Here is a 19946-nt window from a genome sequence, read left to right as displayed (position 1 = left end):
GGTGGGGGCTGGCCCCGTCGGGCGCGGTGGGTCATGGCGACGTCCTTCGGTCAGCCGGGGAACGGAGCGTTCGGGCGGGCGTAGTAGATCCAGGTCAGCGTCGTGGCGAAGGCGAAGAACACCGCGCAGCCGAGGAAGAAGACCTGCGGGTCGAGGGCGGAGAGCAACATGCCGACGAGGAACGGGCCGAAGGCCGCGATCGCGGCGGTCCAGCCGATGACGCCGCCCGCCTGGCGGGGGGTGAGGATCATCGGCATCTGCTTGAACGTGCCGGCGTTGCCCAGGCCGGAGAAGAAGAAGACGGTCATCATGGCGGCGAAGAACCACCAGAACTGGTCGGGTTCGGTCGGCTTGACCAGGAAGGCGACCGCGACGGTGAAGACGGTCATGCCGACGCCGCAGACGAAGGTCCAGATCGCGCCGCCGTAGCGGTCGCACAGCGGGCCCCACAGGGCGCGGACGCCGGCGCCGATCATCGGGCCGAGGAACGCCAGTGCGGCGCCCTGCGGCAGCGTTTCGGGGTCGTAGCCCTGGGCGACGAAGTCGGAACTCCTGCCGAAGACGTTGTTGACCAGCAGCGCGTATTGGGCGGCGAAGCCGGAGAAGGCGCCGAAGGTCATGATGTAGATGATCGTGAGGATCCACGTGTTCTTGTTGCCGAAGATGTCCAGCTGCTGGCGGAAGTTCGCCTTGACCGGCACGTCCTTGAGCATGGTGAACGCGAGGATGGCGGCGAGGATGGTCCACGGCAGGAAGAACCAGGCGACGTTGTGGACCCACAGGTCGGATTGGTTGCCGGCGTCGCGTTGCGGGGCGACGAAGCCGATGCCCAGCAGGGTGAAGCCCATCAGCCAGGGGGCGATGAGCTGGATCAGGGACATGCCGAAGTTGCCGATGCCGGCCTGCAGGCCGAGCGCCGTGCCGGACATGCGCTTGGGGAAGAAGTAGCCGGTCGACGGCATGTAACCCGAGAAGCAGCCGCCGCCGATGCCGGTCATCAGGGCCAGCACGACGAGCCACCAGTAGGGGGTCGACGGGTCGGTGACGGCGAAGCCCCAGCCGAGCATCGGCACCGCGAGCAGCAGCGAGGTGATGCCGACGAGCTTGCGGGTGCCCAGAACGGGCGGCAGGAACATGTAGATCAGGCGGATCGCGCCGCCGGAGAGTCCGGGGAGTGCCGCGAGCCAGTACAACTGGCTGGCCGACAGGTCGAAACCGATGTCGTTGAGTTTGGGGGCGATCGCCGAGACGAGGAACCAGACCGCGAAGGCCAGGATCATGGAGAAGGTGGTGATGCTCAGCGTTCGCCAGGCGATTTTCTTGTCCCAGGCTGCTTCATCTTCGGGGTTCCAGCCTTGGATCACTCGGCCGGAGGTGTCGATGGACATGCGGGCCTCAATTCGTGTTGGCGGAGATAACCGGTACGCATGATTGCCGGCCCCTCCGGCGCTTCTGAGTTGATTGCACTCACAAATATCGTAACTTGGATGCGTAAATTCGTCCAGGCTAAAAGTGCAGGTCATTGGGCTATTTTCGCAACATGCGTGTTGCTGAATTGAAGGACATATGATCGAAACATGGCCGATAAGGACGCTGAAAGAAGCATGGTCGACATGTCCGATGGGGAGCCTTAAAGAACCATGAACGATAGGAACGTTGAAAGAATCATGGCCGGCAAGGACGTTGAAATGAACGAAATGCATTCCGCGCATTCGCAGAAATCGAATCGAACGGAGGGCGATGGTTCGCACGCGTCGGGTGCGCGCGCGAACTCGGGAAACGGGGCCGGTCTCGGCTCCGACGGGATCGTCGAAAAGCAGCTCGCGCCGATGGAGGGGGAGGTGCCGGGCGTGGTCATCACCGTCAGCGATCGTTGTGCCGCCGGTACTCGCCCCGACAAGTCCGGGCCGCGGGCCGTCGAGGCGCTCGCCGCGCATGGCGTCGTGTGCCCCGAGCCGGTCGTCGTGACCGATGACGTGCCGCAAATCCGCGCCGCCATCGAAACCGCCCTGAACGGGGGCGCCCGGCTCGTATTCACGACCGGCGGCACCGGCGTCACGCCCCGCGACAACACTCCGGAGGCGACCGAGCCGTTCGTGGCCACGCGGCTGCCGGGGCTGGAAACGCAGATCCTCAACCATGGTTTGACCAAGACCCCGTTGGCCGGTCTGTCGCGCGGCATCGTCGGCGTGACCGGGCGTGGCGGGGACGCGGCCGTGATCGTCAACGCGCCGGGCAGCTCCGGTGGCGTGCGCGACGCCATCGAGGTCATCGGCCCGCTGATGCCGCATCTGCTGGAGCAGCTCGGCGGCGGCGATCACTGAAGCGCCGCTTTGCGACGGGCCGCCGACGGGTTCAGCGGTGGCGGATGTCCGCACCGTCGGGGCCCGTTTCCTGGGGGTGGCGGCTTGCTGGACGAGTCGGCGGTGGAGCGATGAATCGGGCGTTATCGCCGTGTGAATCGCCCAAAACGACTCATTGACCGTTTCTGAATGCGCAGGTCAGGGGTCCGTAGAGTTCGGCGGGGTGAGTCGTTTTGGGCGATTTGGCCGTCGATGGTTAGCGGTGGGGCTGGTGTGGCGCATTGTCTGCCCATGGCGCGTCATCGTGGCCCGTCAGTCACGGGCCGACACGCAACCAACGCCCGTTCGGAACACGGCTAACGCACGGCCGGCACGCGGCCGAGGCGAGCGTCGGCGATCGGCTTTCGTCACAGTGGCGATTCGCGGCCATCCGGCGACATGCGCTCGAGTGCGATGACGTCGTCCGGGGTGTCGGCGTCGGTGGCCCACGCGGGCACGTCAACCGGGGTGAGGGGTAGGCCGCCGAGGAGCGCGCGCACGGATCGGTCGCGAACCCCGCCGGCGTTCTCTAGTCGGCGGATGGCGGCGCCCAGGGCATCGGAGTCGACGACGCATAGCAACCGTTGAATCCGGCCATCCGGCGTGACGGCCACCGCACCGACGGATGCGGCCGATGAGTCGGCGTCGCCCGTGAGTTTGGTGCGGGCGGAATCGGATGCGCCAACACCGGTGGACGTGGGTCCGCCGGAGTTGGACGCGGCGGCGACGAGATCGGGGAGAACCCTCGGAGCGAAGGGCGCGTCGCAGGCGAGGATGGCGACCAACGTGCCGGACGACAAAGGCCCGGCGTCGTAACCTGCGGCGATGCCGGCGGCGGGGCCACCGAAGGGAGGATCCTCGCGAACCAGGGTCACGCCGGTCGGGACGTCGGCGGGAACGGCGAGATCCGGCGGCCCCACGACGACGGCGGGCACGGACTGCGCGGCGAGTTCGCCGAGCACGTGGTCGATCATGCGGCGCCCCGCGACTACGACGTCCGGTTTCGACGCGCCGTCCATCCTTCGGCCGGTGCCGCCGGCCAACACGATGGCGAACGACGGCGGCAACTCGGCGGGCGCCTCGCGGTGGTCGTCGTAAGGCATGGTCACGGTGCTATTCCGGGCGCACCCAGTCGCCGGATCGGCCGCCGGACTTGGCCACGATGCGGCAGTTCTCCATCGCGGCGGACCGGTCGACGCCCTTGACCATGTCGACGATCGCCAGCGCGGCGACGGTCACGGCGGTCAGCGCCTCCATCTCCACGCCGGTGCGGTCGGCGGTGCGGACCGTGGCGGTGAGCAGAACCCGGTCGTCGCCCCATTCGACGTCGACGATGCAGCCGTGCACGCCGATGACGTGCGCCAACGGCAGCAGATCGGGCACCTTTTTCGCGGCGGCGATGCCCGCGATGCGCGCCACTGCGGCGACGTCTCCCTTGGGGACGGTGCCGTCGCGCAGGGCCGCCATCACGTCCGGCGAGCACGTGACCTCGCCCTTCGCCGTCGCCGAGCGGACGGTCGGCTTCTTGGCGGTGACGTCGACCATGCGGGCCGAGCCGCGGGAGTCGAGGTGGGTGAAACCCATGGCTGGTTCGGTGGTTCGTTCGTCGGCGGCGCCGGCGGTGTTCGCAGTGTCGGTGGTGTCGGTGGTGGAGTCGTCGAGGGTGTCGCTCATGAGTGTCGGTCCTTTTCGGGGCGCAGCGCGGGGTCGAGGGGGATGGCGGCGAGGTGGTCGCCGGGGGAAAACACGTCGGGTGCGTCGGCGCCGGCTTCGGGCAGCACGAGCAGCGCGTTCGCGCCGTGCAGGCTGGCGATTAAGTGCGATCCGAGCCCGCGTTCATGGACCGGGCGGGCGCGGCCGTCGACGACGGTGACGGGCACGAAGCGCATCTTGCCGCGCCGCGCCCGGAATTCGGCGTCGGCGATGACCTCGATGGTTTCCATTCCGGGGATCGCGGGCGCGGCGAGGTTCGCGGTCGGCCGGTCGTTTCGCTTGACGACGGCCTCTCCCGCCTCTCGTCCGGCCAGCTTCGCCAGGAGGGGTCGCAGGTACAGGATGGCGGAGACGAAGACGCTGACGGGGTTGCCGGGCAGGCCGAGCAGGACCGCGTCACCGACGCGGCCGCATGCCTGCGGGCCGCCGGGTTGTTGGCGGAGCCGGTGGAACCCGATGTCGGCGCGGCCCTCGGCGGCCAGTGTTTTCACTGGATCGAATGCGCCGGCGGAGATGCCGCCGGAGGTCACCACGACGTCGGCGTCGGCGGCGGCGCGGGCCAGCGCGTCGGCCAGTTCATCGGCGGTGTCGCCGCTGGCCCGGACGACGGTGACGTCGGCTCCCCAGCCGCGGGCGAGGGTGGTCATCAGGATGGTGTTGGAATCGGGGATCTGGCCGGGACCGGGTGCTTCGCCGGGGGCGACGAGTTCGGCGCCGGTGGCCACGACGGCCACCCGCGGGCGGGCGAAGACGCGCAACGTGCCGTGTCCGATGCTCGCCGCCGAGGCCAGCGCCGCGGCGGAGAGCACGTCTCCGGTGCGCAACACGACGTCTCCGACATCGACGTCTTCGCCGGCCGGTCGGATGTGGACGCCGGCTCGAACCCGTCCGGTGACGTCGGCGGTCAGGGTGACGGTCGTCGGGCAGGACCGCGGTCCGGGAGCGGAGTCGGTGTCCTCCACCGGGATGATGGCGTCGGCGCCGTCGGGGACGGGGGCGCCGGTCATGATTCGAGCCGCCGTCCCCTGTTCCAGCGGCCCCGGCCACGTGCCCGCCGGAACATCGGCGGAGACGGGGAGGGTGACGCCGACTCCGGACGCCATGTCGGCTGTGCGCACGGCGAACCCGTCCATGGCCGAGTTGGTGAATGGCGGGACGGGCAGTGTCGCGGCGACATCATCGGCCAGGATCAGTCCCGCGCAGTCCGCCAGCGGCAGGGTGGTCGGGGCGGGGGCGGGGACGTCGTCAAGCACGACGGCCAGGTACTGCTCGACGGTCAACGGCGTGGACGGGGAGCGTCCGGGGGCTGCATCGTCGCCGGTCACGGTGGGGTTCATCGCGGCATCATCGCCTTTCGGGCACCATGGTGGGGTGATTGAGATTGTAGGGGCGGGAGTTTCCGAGTCGCCGTTGGATCCGGCCGAGGCGTCGGCTGCGGTGGGTGACGATCGCGCTGGGGCGGTGGTGTCCTTCACGGGCGTGGTGCGCAATCACGACGGTGGCCGGGCGGTCGACCGGATCGAGTACAGCTGTCATCCGAAGGCCGGCGAGGTCATCGAGTCCATCGCGGCGAAGTGCGCGGAGGCGTTCGAGGGCCGCGGCGTGCACCGCCTGTGGGTGGGGCATCGCGTGGGCGAGCTCGCCGTCGGTGACGTCGCGTTCCTGGTGGCCGTTTCCGCATCGCACCGCGCCGAGGCGTTCGAGGCGTGCAGCTGGCTGGTCGAGGAGGTCAAGCGGGACATCCCGGTGTGGAAACGCCAGGTTTTCCCCGACGGCAGCCACGAGTGGTCGAACAGCGCGTGACTGCGGCGGTTACACCGGTTGCGGCACCGTGTGCTTGACGACGACCGCCCGCACCCCGTTCGTCCTATCCGCCGGCGAAGGGCGGGAGGACGTCGATCTGGTCGACGGTGGCGGGGCGGTCCAGGTCGCGGACCAGTTCGCCCGCGGCGAATACGGCGGAACCGTCGACGATGCGGGCCAGTCGGTCGTTGCCTTCGGCCGAGCGGCGCAGCACATCCCGGTAGGTGTCGCCGTCGTGGACGACGACGTCGGTGCGCGGTTGTCCGGCGGCTTCGGCGGCGGAGGCGAAGAACGTCAGCGTGGCCGTGCGGGTGGCGGTGGGCGCGGTGTGCCCCGTGGTCGTGGAAGGTTCGGTCATGGGGTGCTCCTCGGGTGGTGGTTCGGGTTTCTCGCCGCGGTGGCGGGCGTTATCCGCCGATGGCGGACATGCCGCGGTCGGGTTGCAGGAACGACGGGTCGTCGATGCCGTGGCCGGGTGCCTTGGCGGCCATTTCGCCGACCCACGCCGCGGCGATGTCGTCGTCGGTGGCGCCGTCGCGAATCAGGTCGCGCAAGGGGCGTTCGGTGCGGGAGAAGAGGCAATTGCGGATTGCGCCGTCGGACGTCAGCCGCGTGCGGTCGCAGGCGCCGCAGAACGGCCTGGTCACCGACGCGATGACGCCGACTTCGCCGCCGCGGTGGGCGGTGCCGGTGTGCTTGCCGACGCCCGCCGACACGTCCCACAGCGCCGCCGGGGCATCGCCGCGGGGCTTGGTCGACGGGGACAGGTCGAATTCGGTGCCGAGGTCGGACAGGATCCGCTCGGCCGTGATCATCGAATCGCGCAGCCACTGGCCCTTGGGGCCCAGCGGCATCTCTTCGATGAACCGCAGCTGATAGCCGCGCTCCAAGCAGAAGTGCAGCAGTTCCACGGCCTGATCGTGGTTGCGGCCGGGCATGAGCACCGTGTTGATCTTGATCGGCGACAATCCCGACCGTTGAGCCGCTTCGAGGCCGCGCAGGACGTCGTCAAGCTTGTTTCGTCGCGCCAGCAGACCGTACGTGTCCGGCCTGATGGAGTCGAGGGAGACGTTGACCCGGTCGAGCCCCGCGGCGGCGAGGCGGCCGGCTTGTCCGGCGAGCAGCACACCATTGGTGGTCAACGCGGTTTCGGGGACGCGGCCTTCGTCGGTGCGCAGCTGCTTCGTCGCGGCGATAATGTCGGCGAGCCCCGGACGCAGCAGCGGTTCGCCGCCGGTGAAACGGATCTCGCGGATGCCCAGGCGCTCGACGCCCAGGGTGATCAGACGGATGATCTCGTCGTCGGTGAGCAGATCGCGGCCGGGGATCCACTCCATGCCCTCGGCCGGCATGCAATAGGTGCAGCGCAGATTGCAGCGGTCGGTGACGCTGACGCGCAGGTCGCGGGCGACGCGGCCGTGCGAGTCCATGAGCTGGATCGCGGGGATCGCCGGGGCGTCGGCGGCGGCGCCGCGGACGGGGTTCGGCGCAGAGCGCGGAACGGCGCCCGACATGACGTCGGGGCCTCCGGACACATGCGCGTTCATGTGTCCGATGGTACGGACGGGCGCCGCATCGGACAATTGCGAGTCGCAAATCAGTATTTGGGTGGTGGTTCGGGTCGCCCCGCCGGTGAAATGCGGTCACCGGCGATTATCGGGCGCCACCTGCGGCGGGTACGATCTCCGCCATGTCGGGAGACCATGACAAGGCAATGCGGGCGACTGCGGCGGAGGCGGGCGACGTCGTCAAGCGAAACGAGCCGACCCCGCCGCGTGCGCTGACGGCGCGCGCGGACCGCCCGCGGCGCATCGGCGTGATGGGCGGCACGTTCGACCCGATCCACAACGGCCACCTCGTCGCCGCCAGCGAAGTCGCCGACCGGTTCGACCTGGACAGCGTCATTTTCGTGCCCACCGGCGAGCCGTGGCAGAAGCGCGACCGGCGCGTGACGGACTCCGAGGACCGCTACCTGATGACGGTCATCGCCACCGCCTCCAACCCGCGGTTCACGGTGTCGCGCGTCGACATCGACCGCCCCGGCGCGACGTACACCATCGACACGCTCAACGACCTCGGCGCCCAGTTCCCCGGCGACGAACTGTTCTTCATCACCGGCGCCGACGCGCTGCAGAAGATCGTCACGTGGCGGGACTGGGAGAAGATGTTCGACGCCGCCACGTTCGTCGGCGTCAATCGTCCGGGGTTCCACCTCGACGAAGATGACCTGCCCGACGTCGACCGCGCCCGCCTGCACCTGGTCGACATCCCCGCCATGGCGATCTCGTCGACCGACTGCCGCACGCGCGCCGCGGAGGGCAGACCGGTCTGGTATCTCGTACCCGACGGCGTGGTGCAGTACATTGCCAAAAGGGGCTTGTACCAGGACGTGCACGCCGACCGGGCCGCCGACCGGCGAGCCCGTGACCTCCCGCCCGCCGGCGGGGACGAAGACGAAAACTACGGGAGCTGAATTCCACTCGTGACCGCATCCACCGAGGCCGCCACCCTGGCCACCATCGCCGCCCGGGCCGCCGACCGCATGAAGGGCGAGGACATCGCCGTCATCGACGTGTCGGGGCCGCTGGTGATCACCGACGCGTTCGTTCTGGTCAGCGCCGACAACGAGCGTCTGGTTTCCGCGATCGTCGACGAGGTCGAGGATGACCTGCGCGACGCCGGCGTCAAGCCCGTGCGCCGCGAGGGCGTCCGCGAGGGCCGGTGGGCGCTGCTGGATTACGGCGTGCTCGTCGTCCACGTGTTCCGCGACGAGGAGCGCGATTTCTACGGCCTGGATCGCCTGTGGAAGGACTGCCCGCGCATCGAGGTCGAAGGCGTCGAGCAGACTCCGGTGACGGGTTCGGCGGATGCGTCGCACCATGCGCGGTCCATCGACGAGATTCCGCTGGCCGCGCCGGGGCCGGACGCCGACGAGCTGTAGGCCGCGCGTCCCGCTTCACCCCGCCCCAATCCAACCCGATCCCAATCCAGCCCGACCCCAGGAAGGACGTGCCGATGGAACCCGTCGCCGCCCGCCGCCTGCTGTTGCTTCGCCACGGCCAGACGACGTACAACGCCACGCGCCGCATGCAGGGGCAGTTGGACACCGAGTTGTCGGAGGAGGGCGTGGCCCAGGCGGAGCGTGTCGCGGCGCATGTGGGGCGTCGGGAGCGGGACATTCGGCGGATCGTGTCGTCGGATTTGAGCCGTGCGGCGCAGACCGCCGATGCCGTCGGTCGGGTGCTGGGCCTCGACGTCGAGCGTGATTCCCGTTTGCGGGAGACGTTTTTGGGCAAGTGGCAGGGCCGCACCCACGGTGAGATCGATGCGGAATACCCGGGGCAGCGGGCGACGTGGCGGCATGATGCGACGTGGGCTCCGCCGGGTGGCGAAACCCGGGTGGAGGTCGCGGCGCGCATGCGTGCGGTCGTCGACGAGTTGCTTGACGACGATTCGTGGCCTGGTTCCGCGGTGTTGCTGGTGGCCCACGGCGGGGCGATTGCCGCGTTGACGGCGTCGCTGCTGGATGTGCCGGTGAGCCACTACACGATGTTCAACGGGTTGCGGAACACCGCGTGGGTGGAGCTGACGGCCAGGCCACGGCCGGATGGTGAGCTCGGTTGGTATCTCGGCGCGTTCAACGCCGAGGTGTTCGGCGAGGACACCGGCGAGGAGTCCGAAAGGTGACCGGCGTGGGGGAGCGGGGTGCCGGTCGCGTCCAGGTCGTCGTGGATGAGTCGGCGTGCCTGGACGATGACGTTGCGCGGCGTCATGGCATCACGGTGGTGCCGTTGGGCCTCGATGAGGTCGACGGGGAGCAGACGACCTCGGCGATCGGCCCGTTGACGTTGTGCGCGGCGTACGCGCGGGCGCTGGAGCGCGGTGGCGACGCGGGCGTGGTGGCGCTGCACCTGGGCAAGGGGTTGTCGGCGACGTGGTCGAATGCGATGACGGCGGCGGCGGTGCTGGAGCGGGTGACCGTGGTGGATTCGACGATGGTCGGCGCCGGAATGGGGGCCGCCGCGATCGCCGCGGCGGAAAAGGCCGCCGAGGGGGCGGATCTGGAGGAATGCGTCGCCGCCGCAGAGGGTGTGCTGGCGCGTAATCGTCTGTGGCTGTACGTGCCCAAGTTGGAGCCGCTGCGCCGCGGTGGCCGCATTTCGACCGGTCAGGCGGTGTTGTCGACGGCGTTGGCGATCAAGCCGATCGTCGGCATCCAGGATGGGGCGCTGGGTTTGGTGGCCAAGTGCCGCACGGAGGCGAAGGTGCTGGACAAGCTCGTCGACTTCGCGGCGACGGAGGCGGCCGGGCGTCCCGCGCACGTGATGCTGCAGCATTCGGGTGCCGACGAGCGCGTCGAGGAGTTGCACGCAATGTTGTCGTTGGCGCTGCCGGAGGGTTCGACGTTCGACGTCGTCGATTTGCCCGCCGCGATCGCCGCGCACACCGGGCCCCGCGCTTTTGCCGTGGGCATGGTCGTCGCCGAGGACGAGGCTGAGGGAGCGGACGCCGACGCTGGCGCCATTGACGACGGCGACGACGCGCCGCTGCCGCCGGCGTCGGTGGTCGGGCGTGATGCGTCGCCGTTGTTTACGAGTGTGGCGGCGAAGTTGCCGACGTGGTCGGAGAACCGTCGTGCGGCCATCGAGAAGGCCGAGGCGTTGGCGCATGCGATCGCCGAGTTGGCGCGTCGCGACAATTCCGATCCCGAAGGCGCGGCGTTCGGCCGCGATGCTCGCGAGGAGGCGGCGCAGAAGGCCGCCGACAAGGTCGGTGACAAGACCAGCGGAAAGGGCGGTGACGCGGTCACCGATGTGGGCGGTGGCAAAAGGCGCGACAAGAGCAGCGATAAGACCACTGTCCGGGCCAACGAGCGCGACGATGACGTTTCCGCCGCCTCCGCCGATGACGGCGATGCCGATTCATGCGGCGATGGCGATGGATGGGACGTCGTAAAGCAATAAACCCACCGCTTTTCGGGGTTTTCCACAGGACCGGATTCATCCACGATCGAGGATGATCCGGTCCTTTTCGACGCGCGTCGGTCGGTGCTGCGGTCTTAGCGTGCGGGCGTGGATTCGTTGCGAACGCGTTTGGGGGACCTGCTGGAGCCGGTGCCCGCCGAGGAAGCGATGCCCGTCGATTATTCGCGGCGGCGTATCCGGGTGGGGCGGCGGACCGTGGTGGCCGTGGCGATGGCCGGTGCGGTGGTGCTGGTGGCGGTCATCGCCGGGTGGCTGCTGTCGCGGGGGCCGGTGGTGGACGAGCCTGCGGTGGATGCCGTGCTTGTCGACGCCGACCGGGTGGGTGCGGCCGCCGGTGGGGCGGGTGCCGGCGTGGAGAATGCCGGGGAGTGGGACGGGGCGCGGCCCGGTGGCGCCGGGCATGGGGGTACCGGGAGCGGGGGAGCCGGGGATGGTGCGGTGCCGGCGGAGATCATCGTGTCGGTGGTGGGGATGGTTCATCATCCGGGTGTGGTCACCGTGCCCGGTACTGCGCGGGTGGCCGACGCGGTGAATGCGGCCGGTGGGATGTTGCCCGAGGCGAGTCCTGCCAGCGTGAATCTTGCCTCGCCGTTGGTGGATGGTCAGCAGATTCTCGTGGGGCCGGATCCGCTGCCGGCGTTGTCGACCGGCGGCACGTCGGCGGGCGCGCCGGACGGTGCAGCGTCGGCTGCGGGCGGTGTCGGCGGTGGGGAAGCCGGCGCGGGTGGTGGCGCGGGTGGAGGTGGCGGTGGCGGGGGCCTGGTGAACATCAACACGGCGTCGGAGGCCGAGTTGGAGACGGTCACCGGCATTGGTCCGGCCACGGCGAAGAAGATCGTCGCGCACCGGGAGCAACACGGTCCCTTCACCAGCGTCGACCAGCTCGAGGAGGTCCCCGGCATCGGCCCGGCGAAGCTGGAGGGCATGCGCGCGGAAGTGACGGTGTGATGCGATGGCCGAGACCCGCACGTTCTCGTTGGCCGACCCGGCGCCGCCGCCACCGGATGCGGGGCCGGCGGTTGCCCGCCCCGGAGTGGACCTGCGGTTGGTGCCCGCGGCGCTGTTGACGTGGGCGGCGACGGCGTTGACGTTGACGACGTCGACGACGGTCTCGCCGGGCTGGCTCCTGCTGGCGGCGGCGGTGTTCACGGGTGTGGTGGCGTGGCGTCGCGGGGACCCGACGGTGGCGTTGCCGGCGGTGACGGTCACGGTTTCGGTGGCCGCCACCCTCATTCGCCGGGCACGGGCGGCCGCCCACCCCATCGCCGAGGGCATCCGCGGTGTCGGGGTCGGCGGCACCGATGGCACGGGCGTGGTGAAGGAAACCGTCCTGACGCTGACCACGACGCCGAAGGCCACCGACCATGGGGCCACGGCGCAAGCCAGCGTCACCGGGCTGCCTGGCCGCGTGCGGGTGTTCGGCGATGAGCGCCTGCTCGACCATGACCGGGGCACGGTGCTGGAGGCGTACGCGAAGATCTCCGCGTCGGATCGCCCGTCGTTGTCCGGGGTGACGGCGTCGCTGCGGGGGACGGTGGACGTCGTCAAGCATCCGGACGACCACATCAGCCGCGTCCGCGACGGTCTGCGCGATGCCGCCGCGGGGCTGCCGGTGGGGCCGGATCGGCTGATTCCCGCGATGACGCTCGGCGACGAACGCGGCTTCGGTGCGGCCGACCAGAAGATGATGGTCGACTCCGGGTTGGCGCACCTGTCGGCGGTGTCGGGCGCGAATCTGGCGTTGGTGATGGGGGCGGCGGTGTGGGCGTTGTCGTGGGCGCCGCCGCGTTGGCGGGTGGCGGCCGCGGCGGTGACGTTGGTGGCGTTCGTGGCGGTGGTGGGCACGGAGCCGTCGGTGCTGCGGGCCCTGCTCACGGGCATCGTCGGGCTGTTGGCGGTGCTGTTGGGCAGGCGCGGGCAGGCGGTGCCGGCGTTGATGGCGGGGACGATCGTGCTGGTGGTGGCTTTTCCGGATCTTGCCGTGTCCGTCGGGTTCGCGTTGTCGGTGGCGGCCACCGCAGGGCTGGTGCTCGCGGCGGCCCCCATGACGCATCGGCTGTTGCGCATCCCCGGGGTGGCGCGGCTGCCGGCTCCGCTGGTGCGTGCGACGGCGGTGGCGTTGGTGGCGCACATCGCCACGGTGCCGGTCCTGGCGCTGACTCTTGGCGAGGTCTCCCACGTCTCCGTCGTGGCCAACCTCGCCGCAGCCCCCGCAGTGGCCCCGGTGACCGTTGCGGGGACGCTGGCCGCCGTTGCCGCGCTGTTGGGGCTGGGGCCGGTGGTGACGGTGTTGGTGTGGGTGGCCGCGCCGTTCGCCTGGTGGGTGCATGCGGTGGGGCATGCTGCGGCCGGGATGCCCGGTGACGCGGGCGAGATGGGGCTGTTCGGAGTGACGGTGTTCCTGGTGGCGGCGGCTGCGGCGGTTGCGTGGCCGTCGGTGGCCGCTGCGGTGACGTGCGTGGCGATGGGGGCTGCGGGCGTCATCATCGCATTCGGCTGGCACATCCCGGCCGCACCGCCGGGGTGGATCGCCGGGGCCTGCGTTGATGATGACCGGGTGCTCGTGGTGCCCGCTGCCCTGCGTGACGACGTCCATCTCCAGGCGCTGCCCCGTAACTGCCGCCTGGCTCTGGATGGCGCAGCGGCCGAAGGAAACGGCGGGGATGTGGGAGCGGCCGTGACCGGAGGCGGGCAAGCCGCCACGACCGATGCGTGGCCGCTGGCCGAAGAGCTGACCGTGGAAGAGTCGACGGTGTACGCCACACTCGACGAGGCCGAGAACTGGGGCGACGGGACAACCGGCCATCCGGGCGGTGCCGGGGCGGGTGCGCGGCCGCGGTGGCTCGTCGTCGCCGACTGCGGGGACCGGGCGCGTGACCGCATTCGCACCACCGATGGCATCCCCGTCGTCTGCCCCGCACGCGACGGCACTCACGCCCTCTACCCGGATGGTGCTGTGTGGAGGAGCGGTGCAGTGTGGAGAAGCAGTGCGGGGGCGGGCGGTGCGGGGACGAGCGGCTCCGACGTGGCCGGATCCGGGGAGTCTGGCACGATGGGGGAGTGACTCAGACGATGCCCGCACCGGTGAACGTGATCGTCGGCAAGGAAGGGCTGCTCATCGACCGCGCCCGGTTGGCGATCATCGCCGCCGTCCGCCGCTCCGCCGCCACCCCCGGCGACCCCGACGGGCGATCGGTGCCCATCACCGACCTGCGCGGCGGGGACGTGACCACCACCGACCTGGTCGAACTGCTCAGCCCCTCGCTGTTCGGCGAGGACCGCATCGTCGTGCTCACCGACTGCGACGCCGCCGGCAAGGAACCCGCCGACCTCATCGTCCAGGCCGCCGCGGACCCCGCACCCGGCATCACCCTGATCCTGCAGCACTCCGGTGAGGGGCGGCAGAAGAAGATGGTCGCCGCCCTGCGCAAAACCGGGGCCCAGCTGTTCGAGGCGCACTCCATGAAACGCAACGAACTGCCCAAGTTCGTGCGCGGCGAGTTCCAGGCGCACCGGCTGCGGGTGTCGCAGGACGTCATCGATGCGTTGCTCGATTCCGTCGGATCGGATCTTCGAGAGCTGGCCACCGCCGTGTCGCAGTTGGTGTCGGACACCGGCGGCAACGTCACCGTCGAGGCCGTGCGCACCTACTACGGGCGTACCGCGGAGGTCTCCGGCTTCGAAGTCGCCGAACTGGCGTTGACCGGCCGGGGGCCCGAGGCGTTGGCGTTGGCGCGCCGGGCGATGCAGATCGGCGTGCCGTACCCGCTGCTGGCGTCGGCGTTGTCGGGAATGGTGGGCGACGTCGCCCGGCTCCATGCGGTGCGCGGAGTGAGCAACCGTGATGCCGGCACGTACGGCATGGCGCCGTGGAAGCTGGAGAAGACCCACCGCCTGGCATCACGGTGGTCCACGCCGGCGATCGCGCATGCGGCGCAGATCATCGCCGAACTCGACGCCGGCGTGAAGGGCTGGGCCGCCGACCCCGAGTACGCCGTGGAAAAGGCCGTCGTCGACATCGCGGCCCTGGCCCGCGGTTCGCACCGCAGGTAGAAACGCGAGAGCGCCCCGCCGGAAAACCAGCGGGGCGCTTTCGGGCTGCGGGCGAGGTGGTCGCCCGGTGGCCGTCGTAAAGCGGGGAATTAACCCTCGATCTTGTTGACGGACTTCGCCAGGGCGGACTTCTTGTTGGCCGCGTTGTTGCGGTGGAAGACGCCCTTGGACACGGCCTTGTCGAGCTTGCGGGAAGCAACGCGCAGCTGAGCCTCGGCGGCGGTCTTGTCGCCGGCCTCGACGAGGGCGCGGAGCTTGCGGATCTCGGTGCGCACCTCGGAGCGGATGGCCTGGTTGCGGAGGCGAGCCTTCTCGTTGGTCTTGTTGCGCTTGATCTGGGACTTGATGTTAGCCATGTGAATACCTCTTGTATCCGTGGTCGGTGATGGTCCGCGGCTCCCGGGAGTGGCCCGGCCCCGGCGCGCCCGCGGCGAACCCAAGGTCCTGAACGCCTGCGGCCACGCGAAACACGCGTAAACAACTTCGAAGACCTTACCAGCCCACCCGGGGCCGGAAGAAATCGCGTGCGGGGGCGGCTGGCCCGTGTGGGGCGTCGGCCCGGATCAGGACCAGTGGTAGTCCGACCGCAGCCGGGCGGCGATGCGGTCGAAGCGGCGGCGCGGCATGATCGCACCGGAGCGGCGGATGCCGGACTCGGGGACCTCGAGGATCTTGTCCAGCCGCACCCACGACGGCCGGCCCTCCGGGTCCCAGGCGCCGGAGCCGATGAACAGCCAGTGCGGCGAGTCGGCGTGACGGTCGTGGGTGGAGATCAGCGCGCCCAGCAGGATCTGCTTGTGGCGACCGACGACGACCACGGCGCGTTCGCGGGATTTCTCGGCGTCGCCTTCGAGCAGCACGGGGGCCCAGACGACTTCGCCGGGATCGGTCTGGCCGTCCATGTCGGGGGCGTAGACGATGGAGCGGGCCAGGTCGGCGGTGGGGCGGGCGACGGTGGCCGGTTCGCGGTTGGTCAGGCGGTTGCCGTCGTCGGGCATGAGGCCGAGCTGTTCGTTGAGCATTTCCAGGCCACGGTCGAGGGTGTCGCCGCCGCGGAACCATTCGGTGGCGGCGATGATCCGGTGCCATGCCCACGTCCGGGCCCGGTCCCATGCCCGGCGGAGGGTGGCGGCGGCGGGGCGGCGGCCCTGATCGGGCTGGGTGGCGTCGGGCGCGGTCAAGCCGGAACCGCTCGCGGCCGGGTCGGCGGCGGTGGCGTCGGGCTCGGGGGGCGTCATGGCCCACGAGTTTAGCCGAGGCAGGCGGCGCGGCGATCGCGGCGACGGTGCCCGGTGGTGTTTGCGCGGCGGGTAGTGTGGGCGGAGAGCATCCTTTGCGCATCAGCAGTCCCCGAGCAGTACGGAGCATGACCAACGTGACCAGGAATTTTGCGGTGGAGACGTTTACGGATCCGAAGAAGATCCGCAACTTCTGCATCATCGCCCACATCGACCACGGCAAGTCGACCTTGGCGGACCGCATCCTGCAGCTGTCGGGGGTGGTCGAGGCGCGTGACATGCGCGACCAGTACCTGGACAACATGGACATCGAGCGTGAGCGCGGCATCACCATCAAGGCGCAGAACGTGCGGTTGCCGTGGGTGCCGGAGACGGGGGCGCATGCGGGCGAGGAGCTTGTCCTGCAGATGATCGACACGCCCGGTCACGTGGACTTCACGTATGAGGTCTCGCGTGCGTTGGAGGCGTGTGAGGGTGCGATTTTGCTTGTCGACGCCGCGCAGGGCATCGAGGCTCAGACTTTGGCGAATTTGTACCTGGCCATGGAAAACGACCTGGAGATCATCCCGGTTCTGAACAAGATCGACCTGCCGGCGGCGGATCCGGAGAAGTACTCGGAGGAGATCGCGCACATCATCGGCTGCGAGCCGGAGGATGTGCTGCGGGTGTCGGGCAAGACCGGTGAGGGTGTGCCGGAGTTGTTGGATCGGGTGTGTGAGTTGATTCCGCATCCGACCAGCGAGTTCGACGATGATGCGCCGGCGCGCGCGATGATTTTCGACTCGGTCTACGACACGTACCGTGGTGTGGTGACCTACATCCGCATGGTCGACGGCAAGTTGCTGCCGAACCAGAAGGTGCGGTTGATGGCGACGAATACGACGCTGGAGATCCACGAGATCGGCATCGTGTCGCCGACGGCCACGGCGTGCAAGGGCCTGGGCCCGGGTGAGGTGGGCTACATCATCACCGGCGTGAAGGACGTGCGTGAGACGAAGGTCGGCGACACCATCACGTGGGCGAGCAAGGGCGCCGAAGAGCCGCTGGAGGGCTACGCCGACCCGAAGCCGATGGTGTACTCGGGTTTGTTCCCGGTGTCGCAGGCGGATTTCCCGGATCTGCGTGATGCGCTGGAGAAGCTGCAGCTTAACGACGCTTCGTTGTCGTATGAGCCGGAGACGTCGGTGGCGCTGGGCTTTGGTTTCCGCTGTGGCTTCCTGGGTCTGCTGCATATGGAGATCACCCGTGACCGCCTGGAGCGCGAGTTCGACCTGGATCTGATTTCGACGGCGCCGTCGGTGTCGTACCGCGTGGTGCGGGAGGACAACTCCGAGATCGTGGTGCATAACCCGTCGCAGTGGCCGGAGGGCAAGAACAAGGCGGTGTACGAGCCGATCGTCAACATGACGATCATCGTTCCCAGCGAGTTCGTGGGGCCGACGATGGAGTTGTGCCAGTCCAAGCGCGGCGAGATGAAGAACATGGACTACCTGTCCGAGGACCGCGTGGAGTTGCGTTACGTGGTGCCGTTGGGCGAGATCATCTTCGACTTCTTCGACATGTTGAAGTCCCGCACCAAGGGCTATGCGTCGCTGAACTACGAGGAAGCCGGCGAGCAGGAGGCCAACCTGGTGAAGGTCGACATCCTGCTGCAGGGTGAGGCCGTCGACGCGTTCAGCGCGATCGTGCATGCCGACGACGCCCGCCACTATGGCCTGAAGATGACCAAGAAGCTGCGCGAGCTGATTCCGCGCCAGCAGTTCGAGGTGCCCATCCAGGCGGCCATCGGCGCGAAGATCATCGCCCGCGAGAACATCCGCGCCCTGCGCAAGGACGTTCTGGCCAAGTGCTACGGCGGCGACATTTCCCGTAAGCGCAAGCTGTTGGAGAAGCAGAAGGCCGGCAAGAAGCGCATGAAGAACATCGGCTCCGTCGAGGTGCCGCAGGAAGCGTTCGTGGCGGCGCTGTCGACGGACGAGGGCGGTAAGTAGAGGGGGAAAACCACATGCCACGGAAGCGAAAGAAACTGGTCGAAGGTTTCGAAGAGCTGCTCGAAGCCGGTGACATGGATGCGCTGACGGCCGTATATGACACCTGCGCTCTCGACGCAGTTTTCGGATACAACAAGGACACTGCACTGGCGCTTCGTGGCACCCCGCCAGAGCTCATGCGCTGGCTGATTGACCAGGGACTCGATGTCAACACCGAGAACCGATTCGGTAAGACCGCGCTGGCAGAGCACGCCAACCGCGGTGATACCGACAAGATGAAGCTCCTGCTCGACTGTGGTGCGGACATCGAAGCCGGCTCGCATCCTCCGCTTTTCATGGCAGCGATGAGCCATCAGCCCAAGGCCATTGCGTTTCTGCTGGAAAACGGCGCTGACCTCCACCGCGAGAACCGGCTCGGTCACGGCCGGACAGCGTTCAAAGAGGCCGTCGCTACCGCTGATATTGATGACATCGATAACGCCTTGAAAAGCATTGAAGTTCTGCTTGAGGCAAATCCTGAAATCGACGACGAAGTCCGCGAAGAGTTCACTAAGTTTGGTCGTCGCTACGATCGCATGTCAGACAAGGCGCGCGGCAAGTACGAGCCGGTCATGGATCGCCTCTACGAACGCATCGGTGCGGAACATCCGCAGGTGGTCACGCCTCACGACGGTCACAGCGACATCATTGTCCCTGCAGATAAGTCGACCAATAGGCAGTTCCGTTACCTCTGGAACTACCTGGTGCCGGGTGGTGGCCCAGCCGCGACTGTGCAGGGTGAAGTTATTCGCATCGTTGGTCGGCTCGGGTACGAAGCCCTGGAGATGGGCTACGTCAACTGGGACAAAGAATTTGTCAAGATGACCGACTTCTGGCTGGAGACGGTTGGGGCCGCCGAGGATGCAATGGCCGTCGTAAAGCAGCGTAAAGCTGGTGAGGCAGACATTGATGCGCTGACGGAGGCGACAATCGAGTGGGTTGCAGAGCACCCGCAGCCGATTGCGTTGGGCGAGGCCCCGTACCGGCGCTAGCTGTTGTGTCCCGTGAGGTTGTGAACGACTTCCGCGGGAGTTAAGCCGCCCAGTGCGCTATGGGGTCGGTGGTGATTGAGTGATGAAACCACCCCGGATACTGCCGCGCACGGGCGGCTTTGCCGTCGTAGGTATCGGCATAGTCCCACTCATCGGCGAGTGTGCGGTGGAACCGCTCGACCGTGCCGTTGGTCTGCGGCCGATACGGTCGCGTGAAGATGTGTTTGACCTGCTGGGCAGCAAGCACGTTGTTGAACAGCCGCGACCGGTACGCCGGGCCGTTGTCGGTCATCACCCGGCTGATGTCGATGCCGCAACCGGTGAAGAAGTCCCGGGCCCGGTTCCAAAACCCGGCGACGGTGTCTTTCTTTTCATCGCCGAGGATTTCCGAATACGCCAAGCGCGAGCAGTCATCGACGACGTGGTGCAGGTAGGCGTAGCCGACACCGGAGTGGCCCTTGGTCTTGTCGTTTCCGCGGCCAAGTTTGCGCCAGCCACCGCCATCGGGGATGCGGCCGAGTTTCTTGATGTCCATGTGGACCATGTCGCCGGGGGCGTCATGGGCGTAGGAGTTGACTGGCATCCGGCGCACCGGCAGACCGGTGGCTTGGTCGAGGCAGGCCAGGGCCGGCATGCAGTGGCGGCGGGACCATTTGTGGGCCGTGGAGGCCGAGACCTGGAATCGTTCGGCGGCTCGGGCGCAGCTCCATCCGTCGTCGACGATCAGCTTGGCAAGGCGCTCCTCACCCGGTGGGGGTCAGTGGTGCGTTAGCGTGGGTCATGGAAGGTC

19 protein-coding genes and 1 pseudogene are annotated in these 19946 nt (G+C 68.5%); 11 read left to right on the top strand and 9 right to left on the bottom strand.

Annotated features, from left to right (window positions below):
- Nucleotides 1-50: 50 nt before the first annotated feature.
- Entirely contained in the window at nt 51-1388 is a 1338-nt protein-coding gene (locus tag HMPREF3121_RS06530; protein ID WP_070521194.1) for a nitrate/nitrite transporter, read from the bottom strand.
- 300 nt (nt 1389-1688) lie between these two features.
- Here HMPREF3121_RS06530 and HMPREF3121_RS06525 point away from each other — a divergent pair, with 300 nt between their 5' ends.
- The gene (locus HMPREF3121_RS06525) at nt 1689-2324 is read left to right on the top strand and encodes a MogA/MoaB family molybdenum cofactor biosynthesis protein (protein ID WP_371327330.1); all 636 of its coding nucleotides are present in this window, start codon (nt 1689-1691) and stop codon (nt 2322-2324) included.
- A 386-nt stretch (nt 2325-2710) separates the two neighbouring features.
- Here the strand turns inward: HMPREF3121_RS06525 and HMPREF3121_RS06520 are convergent, their stop codons facing one another.
- From HMPREF3121_RS06520 to glp, 3 genes are all read right to left on the bottom strand, one after another.
- The gene (locus tag HMPREF3121_RS06520; RefSeq protein ID WP_070521256.1) at nt 2711-3445 is read right to left on the bottom strand and encodes a molybdenum cofactor guanylyltransferase; all 735 of its coding nucleotides are present in this window, start codon (nt 3443-3445) and stop codon (nt 2711-2713) included.
- Nucleotides 3446-3455: 10 nt separating this feature from the next.
- Nucleotides 3456-3926, bottom strand: a complete 471-nt coding sequence (gene moaC, locus HMPREF3121_RS06515; protein WP_070521253.1) for a cyclic pyranopterin monophosphate synthase MoaC — start codon at nt 3924-3926, stop codon at nt 3456-3458.
- Nucleotides 3927-4012: 86 nt separating this feature from the next.
- Entirely contained in the window at nt 4013-5392 is a 1380-nt protein-coding gene (gene glp, locus HMPREF3121_RS06510; protein WP_070521191.1) for a molybdopterin molybdotransferase MoeA, read from the bottom strand.
- A 34-nt stretch (nt 5393-5426) separates the two neighbouring features.
- Between glp and HMPREF3121_RS06505 the strand changes: the two genes are divergently transcribed.
- On the top strand, nt 5427-5858 hold the full coding sequence (locus HMPREF3121_RS06505) for a molybdenum cofactor biosynthesis protein MoaE (RefSeq protein ID WP_317986461.1): 432 nt from the start codon (nt 5427-5429) through the stop codon (nt 5856-5858).
- Nucleotides 5859-5922: 64 nt separating this feature from the next.
- Here the strand turns inward: HMPREF3121_RS06505 and HMPREF3121_RS06500 are convergent, their stop codons facing one another.
- Complete coding sequence (locus HMPREF3121_RS06500; protein ID WP_070521188.1) at nt 5923-6216, bottom strand: MoaD/ThiS family protein; 294 nt, start codon at nt 6214-6216, stop codon at nt 5923-5925.
- A gap of 49 nt (nt 6217-6265) precedes the next feature.
- The gene (gene moaA / locus HMPREF3121_RS06495; protein WP_371327329.1) at nt 6266-7405 is read right to left on the bottom strand and encodes a GTP 3',8-cyclase MoaA; all 1140 of its coding nucleotides are present in this window, start codon (nt 7403-7405) and stop codon (nt 6266-6268) included.
- A gap of 272 nt (nt 7406-7677) precedes the next feature.
- On the opposite strand from moaA, the gene nadD reads away from it, so the two are divergent.
- From nadD to holA, 7 genes are all read left to right on the top strand, one after another.
- A complete protein-coding gene (nadD, locus tag HMPREF3121_RS06490; protein WP_246816090.1) occupies nt 7678-8331 on the top strand; it encodes a nicotinate-nucleotide adenylyltransferase in 654 nt (217 codons plus the stop codon).
- A gap of 9 nt (nt 8332-8340) precedes the next feature.
- Nucleotides 8341-8799: a ribosome silencing factor gene (gene rsfS, locus HMPREF3121_RS06485; protein ID WP_070521185.1), complete on the top strand. Its 459-nt coding sequence runs from the start codon at nt 8341-8343 to the stop codon at nt 8797-8799.
- A gap of 74 nt (nt 8800-8873) precedes the next feature.
- Complete coding sequence (locus HMPREF3121_RS06480) at nt 8874-9545, top strand: histidine phosphatase family protein (RefSeq protein WP_070521183.1); 672 nt, start codon at nt 8874-8876, stop codon at nt 9543-9545.
- A complete protein-coding gene (locus tag HMPREF3121_RS06475; protein WP_070521181.1) occupies nt 9542-10822 on the top strand; it encodes a DegV family protein in 1281 nt (426 codons plus the stop codon). Before HMPREF3121_RS06480 ends, HMPREF3121_RS06475 begins: the two co-directional genes overlap by 4 nt.
- 108 nt (nt 10823-10930) lie before the next feature.
- Complete coding sequence (locus HMPREF3121_RS06470; protein ID WP_070521179.1) at nt 10931-11791, top strand: ComEA family DNA-binding protein; 861 nt, start codon at nt 10931-10933, stop codon at nt 11789-11791.
- A gap of 4 nt (nt 11792-11795) precedes the next feature.
- Nucleotides 11796-13907, top strand: coding sequence for a ComEC/Rec2 family competence protein (locus HMPREF3121_RS06465; RefSeq protein ID WP_070521177.1), 2112 nt, complete (start codon nt 11796-11798; stop codon nt 13905-13907).
- Entirely contained in the window at nt 13904-14896 is a 993-nt protein-coding gene (holA, locus tag HMPREF3121_RS06460) for a DNA polymerase III subunit delta (protein WP_371327328.1), read from the top strand. Before HMPREF3121_RS06465 ends, holA begins: the two co-directional genes overlap by 4 nt.
- Before the next feature lie 89 nt (nt 14897-14985).
- Here holA and rpsT read toward each other — a convergent pair whose 3' ends face one another.
- The gene (gene rpsT, locus HMPREF3121_RS06455; protein WP_035121013.1) at nt 14986-15252 is read right to left on the bottom strand and encodes a 30S ribosomal protein S20; all 267 of its coding nucleotides are present in this window, start codon (nt 15250-15252) and stop codon (nt 14986-14988) included.
- Nucleotides 15253-15459: 207 nt separating this feature from the next.
- Nucleotides 15460-16134 (bottom strand): type II toxin-antitoxin system PemK/MazF family toxin, encoded by a 675-nt coding sequence (locus HMPREF3121_RS06450; RefSeq protein ID WP_070521173.1) that lies wholly within the window; start codon nt 16132-16134, stop codon nt 15460-15462.
- A gap of 137 nt (nt 16135-16271) precedes the next feature.
- On the opposite strand from HMPREF3121_RS06450, the gene lepA reads away from it, so the two are divergent.
- Entirely contained in the window at nt 16272-18125 is a 1854-nt protein-coding gene (lepA, locus tag HMPREF3121_RS06445; protein WP_083291377.1) for a translation elongation factor 4, read from the top strand.
- Nucleotides 18126-18139: 14 nt separating this feature from the next.
- Nucleotides 18140-19156, top strand: a complete 1017-nt coding sequence (locus tag HMPREF3121_RS06440; protein ID WP_070521167.1) for an ankyrin repeat domain-containing protein — start codon at nt 18140-18142, stop codon at nt 19154-19156.
- Here the strand turns inward: HMPREF3121_RS06440 and HMPREF3121_RS06435 are convergent.
- A pseudogene (locus HMPREF3121_RS06435) lies at nt 19153-19938 on the bottom strand (integrase core domain-containing protein). The gene HMPREF3121_RS06440 and the pseudogene HMPREF3121_RS06435 sit on opposite strands and share 4 nt — an antisense overlap.
- Nucleotides 19939-19946: the final 8 nt, after the last annotated feature.

Source organism: Corynebacterium sp. HMSC11E11, assembly GCF_001807025.1.
Lineage (GTDB): Bacteria > Actinomycetota > Actinomycetes > Mycobacteriales > Mycobacteriaceae > Corynebacterium > Corynebacterium freneyi.
This window is presented reverse-complemented; position numbering and strand designations above follow the sequence as displayed.

Excerpts from the sequence above, each read along its gene's own strand:
- HMPREF3121_RS06530 (WP_070521194.1), bottom strand. The coding sequence starts at position 1,388 with ATGTCCATCGACACCTCCGGCCGAGTGATCCAAGGCTGGAACCCCGAA.
- HMPREF3121_RS06525 (WP_371327330.1), top strand. The coding sequence starts at position 1,689 with ATGAACGAAATGCATTCCGCGCATTCGCAGAAATCGAATCGAACGGAG.
- HMPREF3121_RS06520 (WP_070521256.1), bottom strand. The coding sequence starts at position 3,445 with ATGCCTTACGACGACCACCGCGAGGCGCCCGCCGAGTTGCCGCCGTCG.
- moaC (WP_070521253.1), bottom strand. The coding sequence starts at position 3,926 with ATGGGTTTCACCCACCTCGACTCCCGCGGCTCGGCCCGCATGGTCGAC.
- glp (WP_070521191.1), bottom strand. The coding sequence starts at position 5,392 with ATGAACCCCACCGTGACCGGCGACGATGCAGCCCCCGGACGCTCCCCG.
- HMPREF3121_RS06500 (WP_070521188.1), bottom strand. The coding sequence starts at position 6,216 with ATGACCGAACCTTCCACGACCACGGGGCACACCGCGCCCACCGCCACC.
- moaA (WP_371327329.1), bottom strand. The coding sequence starts at position 7,405 with ATGAACGCGCATGTGTCCGGAGGCCCCGACGTCATGTCGGGCGCCGTT.
- nadD (WP_246816090.1), top strand. The coding sequence starts at position 7,678 with ATGGGCGGCACGTTCGACCCGATCCACAACGGCCACCTCGTCGCCGCC.
- HMPREF3121_RS06480 (WP_070521183.1), top strand. The coding sequence starts at position 8,874 with ATGGAACCCGTCGCCGCCCGCCGCCTGCTGTTGCTTCGCCACGGCCAG.
- HMPREF3121_RS06465 (WP_070521177.1), top strand. The coding sequence starts at position 11,796 with ATGGCCGAGACCCGCACGTTCTCGTTGGCCGACCCGGCGCCGCCGCCA.
- rpsT (WP_035121013.1), bottom strand. The coding sequence starts at position 15,252 with ATGGCTAACATCAAGTCCCAGATCAAGCGCAACAAGACCAACGAGAAG.
- HMPREF3121_RS06450 (WP_070521173.1), bottom strand. The coding sequence starts at position 16,134 with ATGACGCCCCCCGAGCCCGACGCCACCGCCGCCGACCCGGCCGCGAGC.
- HMPREF3121_RS06440 (WP_070521167.1), top strand. The coding sequence starts at position 18,140 with ATGCCACGGAAGCGAAAGAAACTGGTCGAAGGTTTCGAAGAGCTGCTC.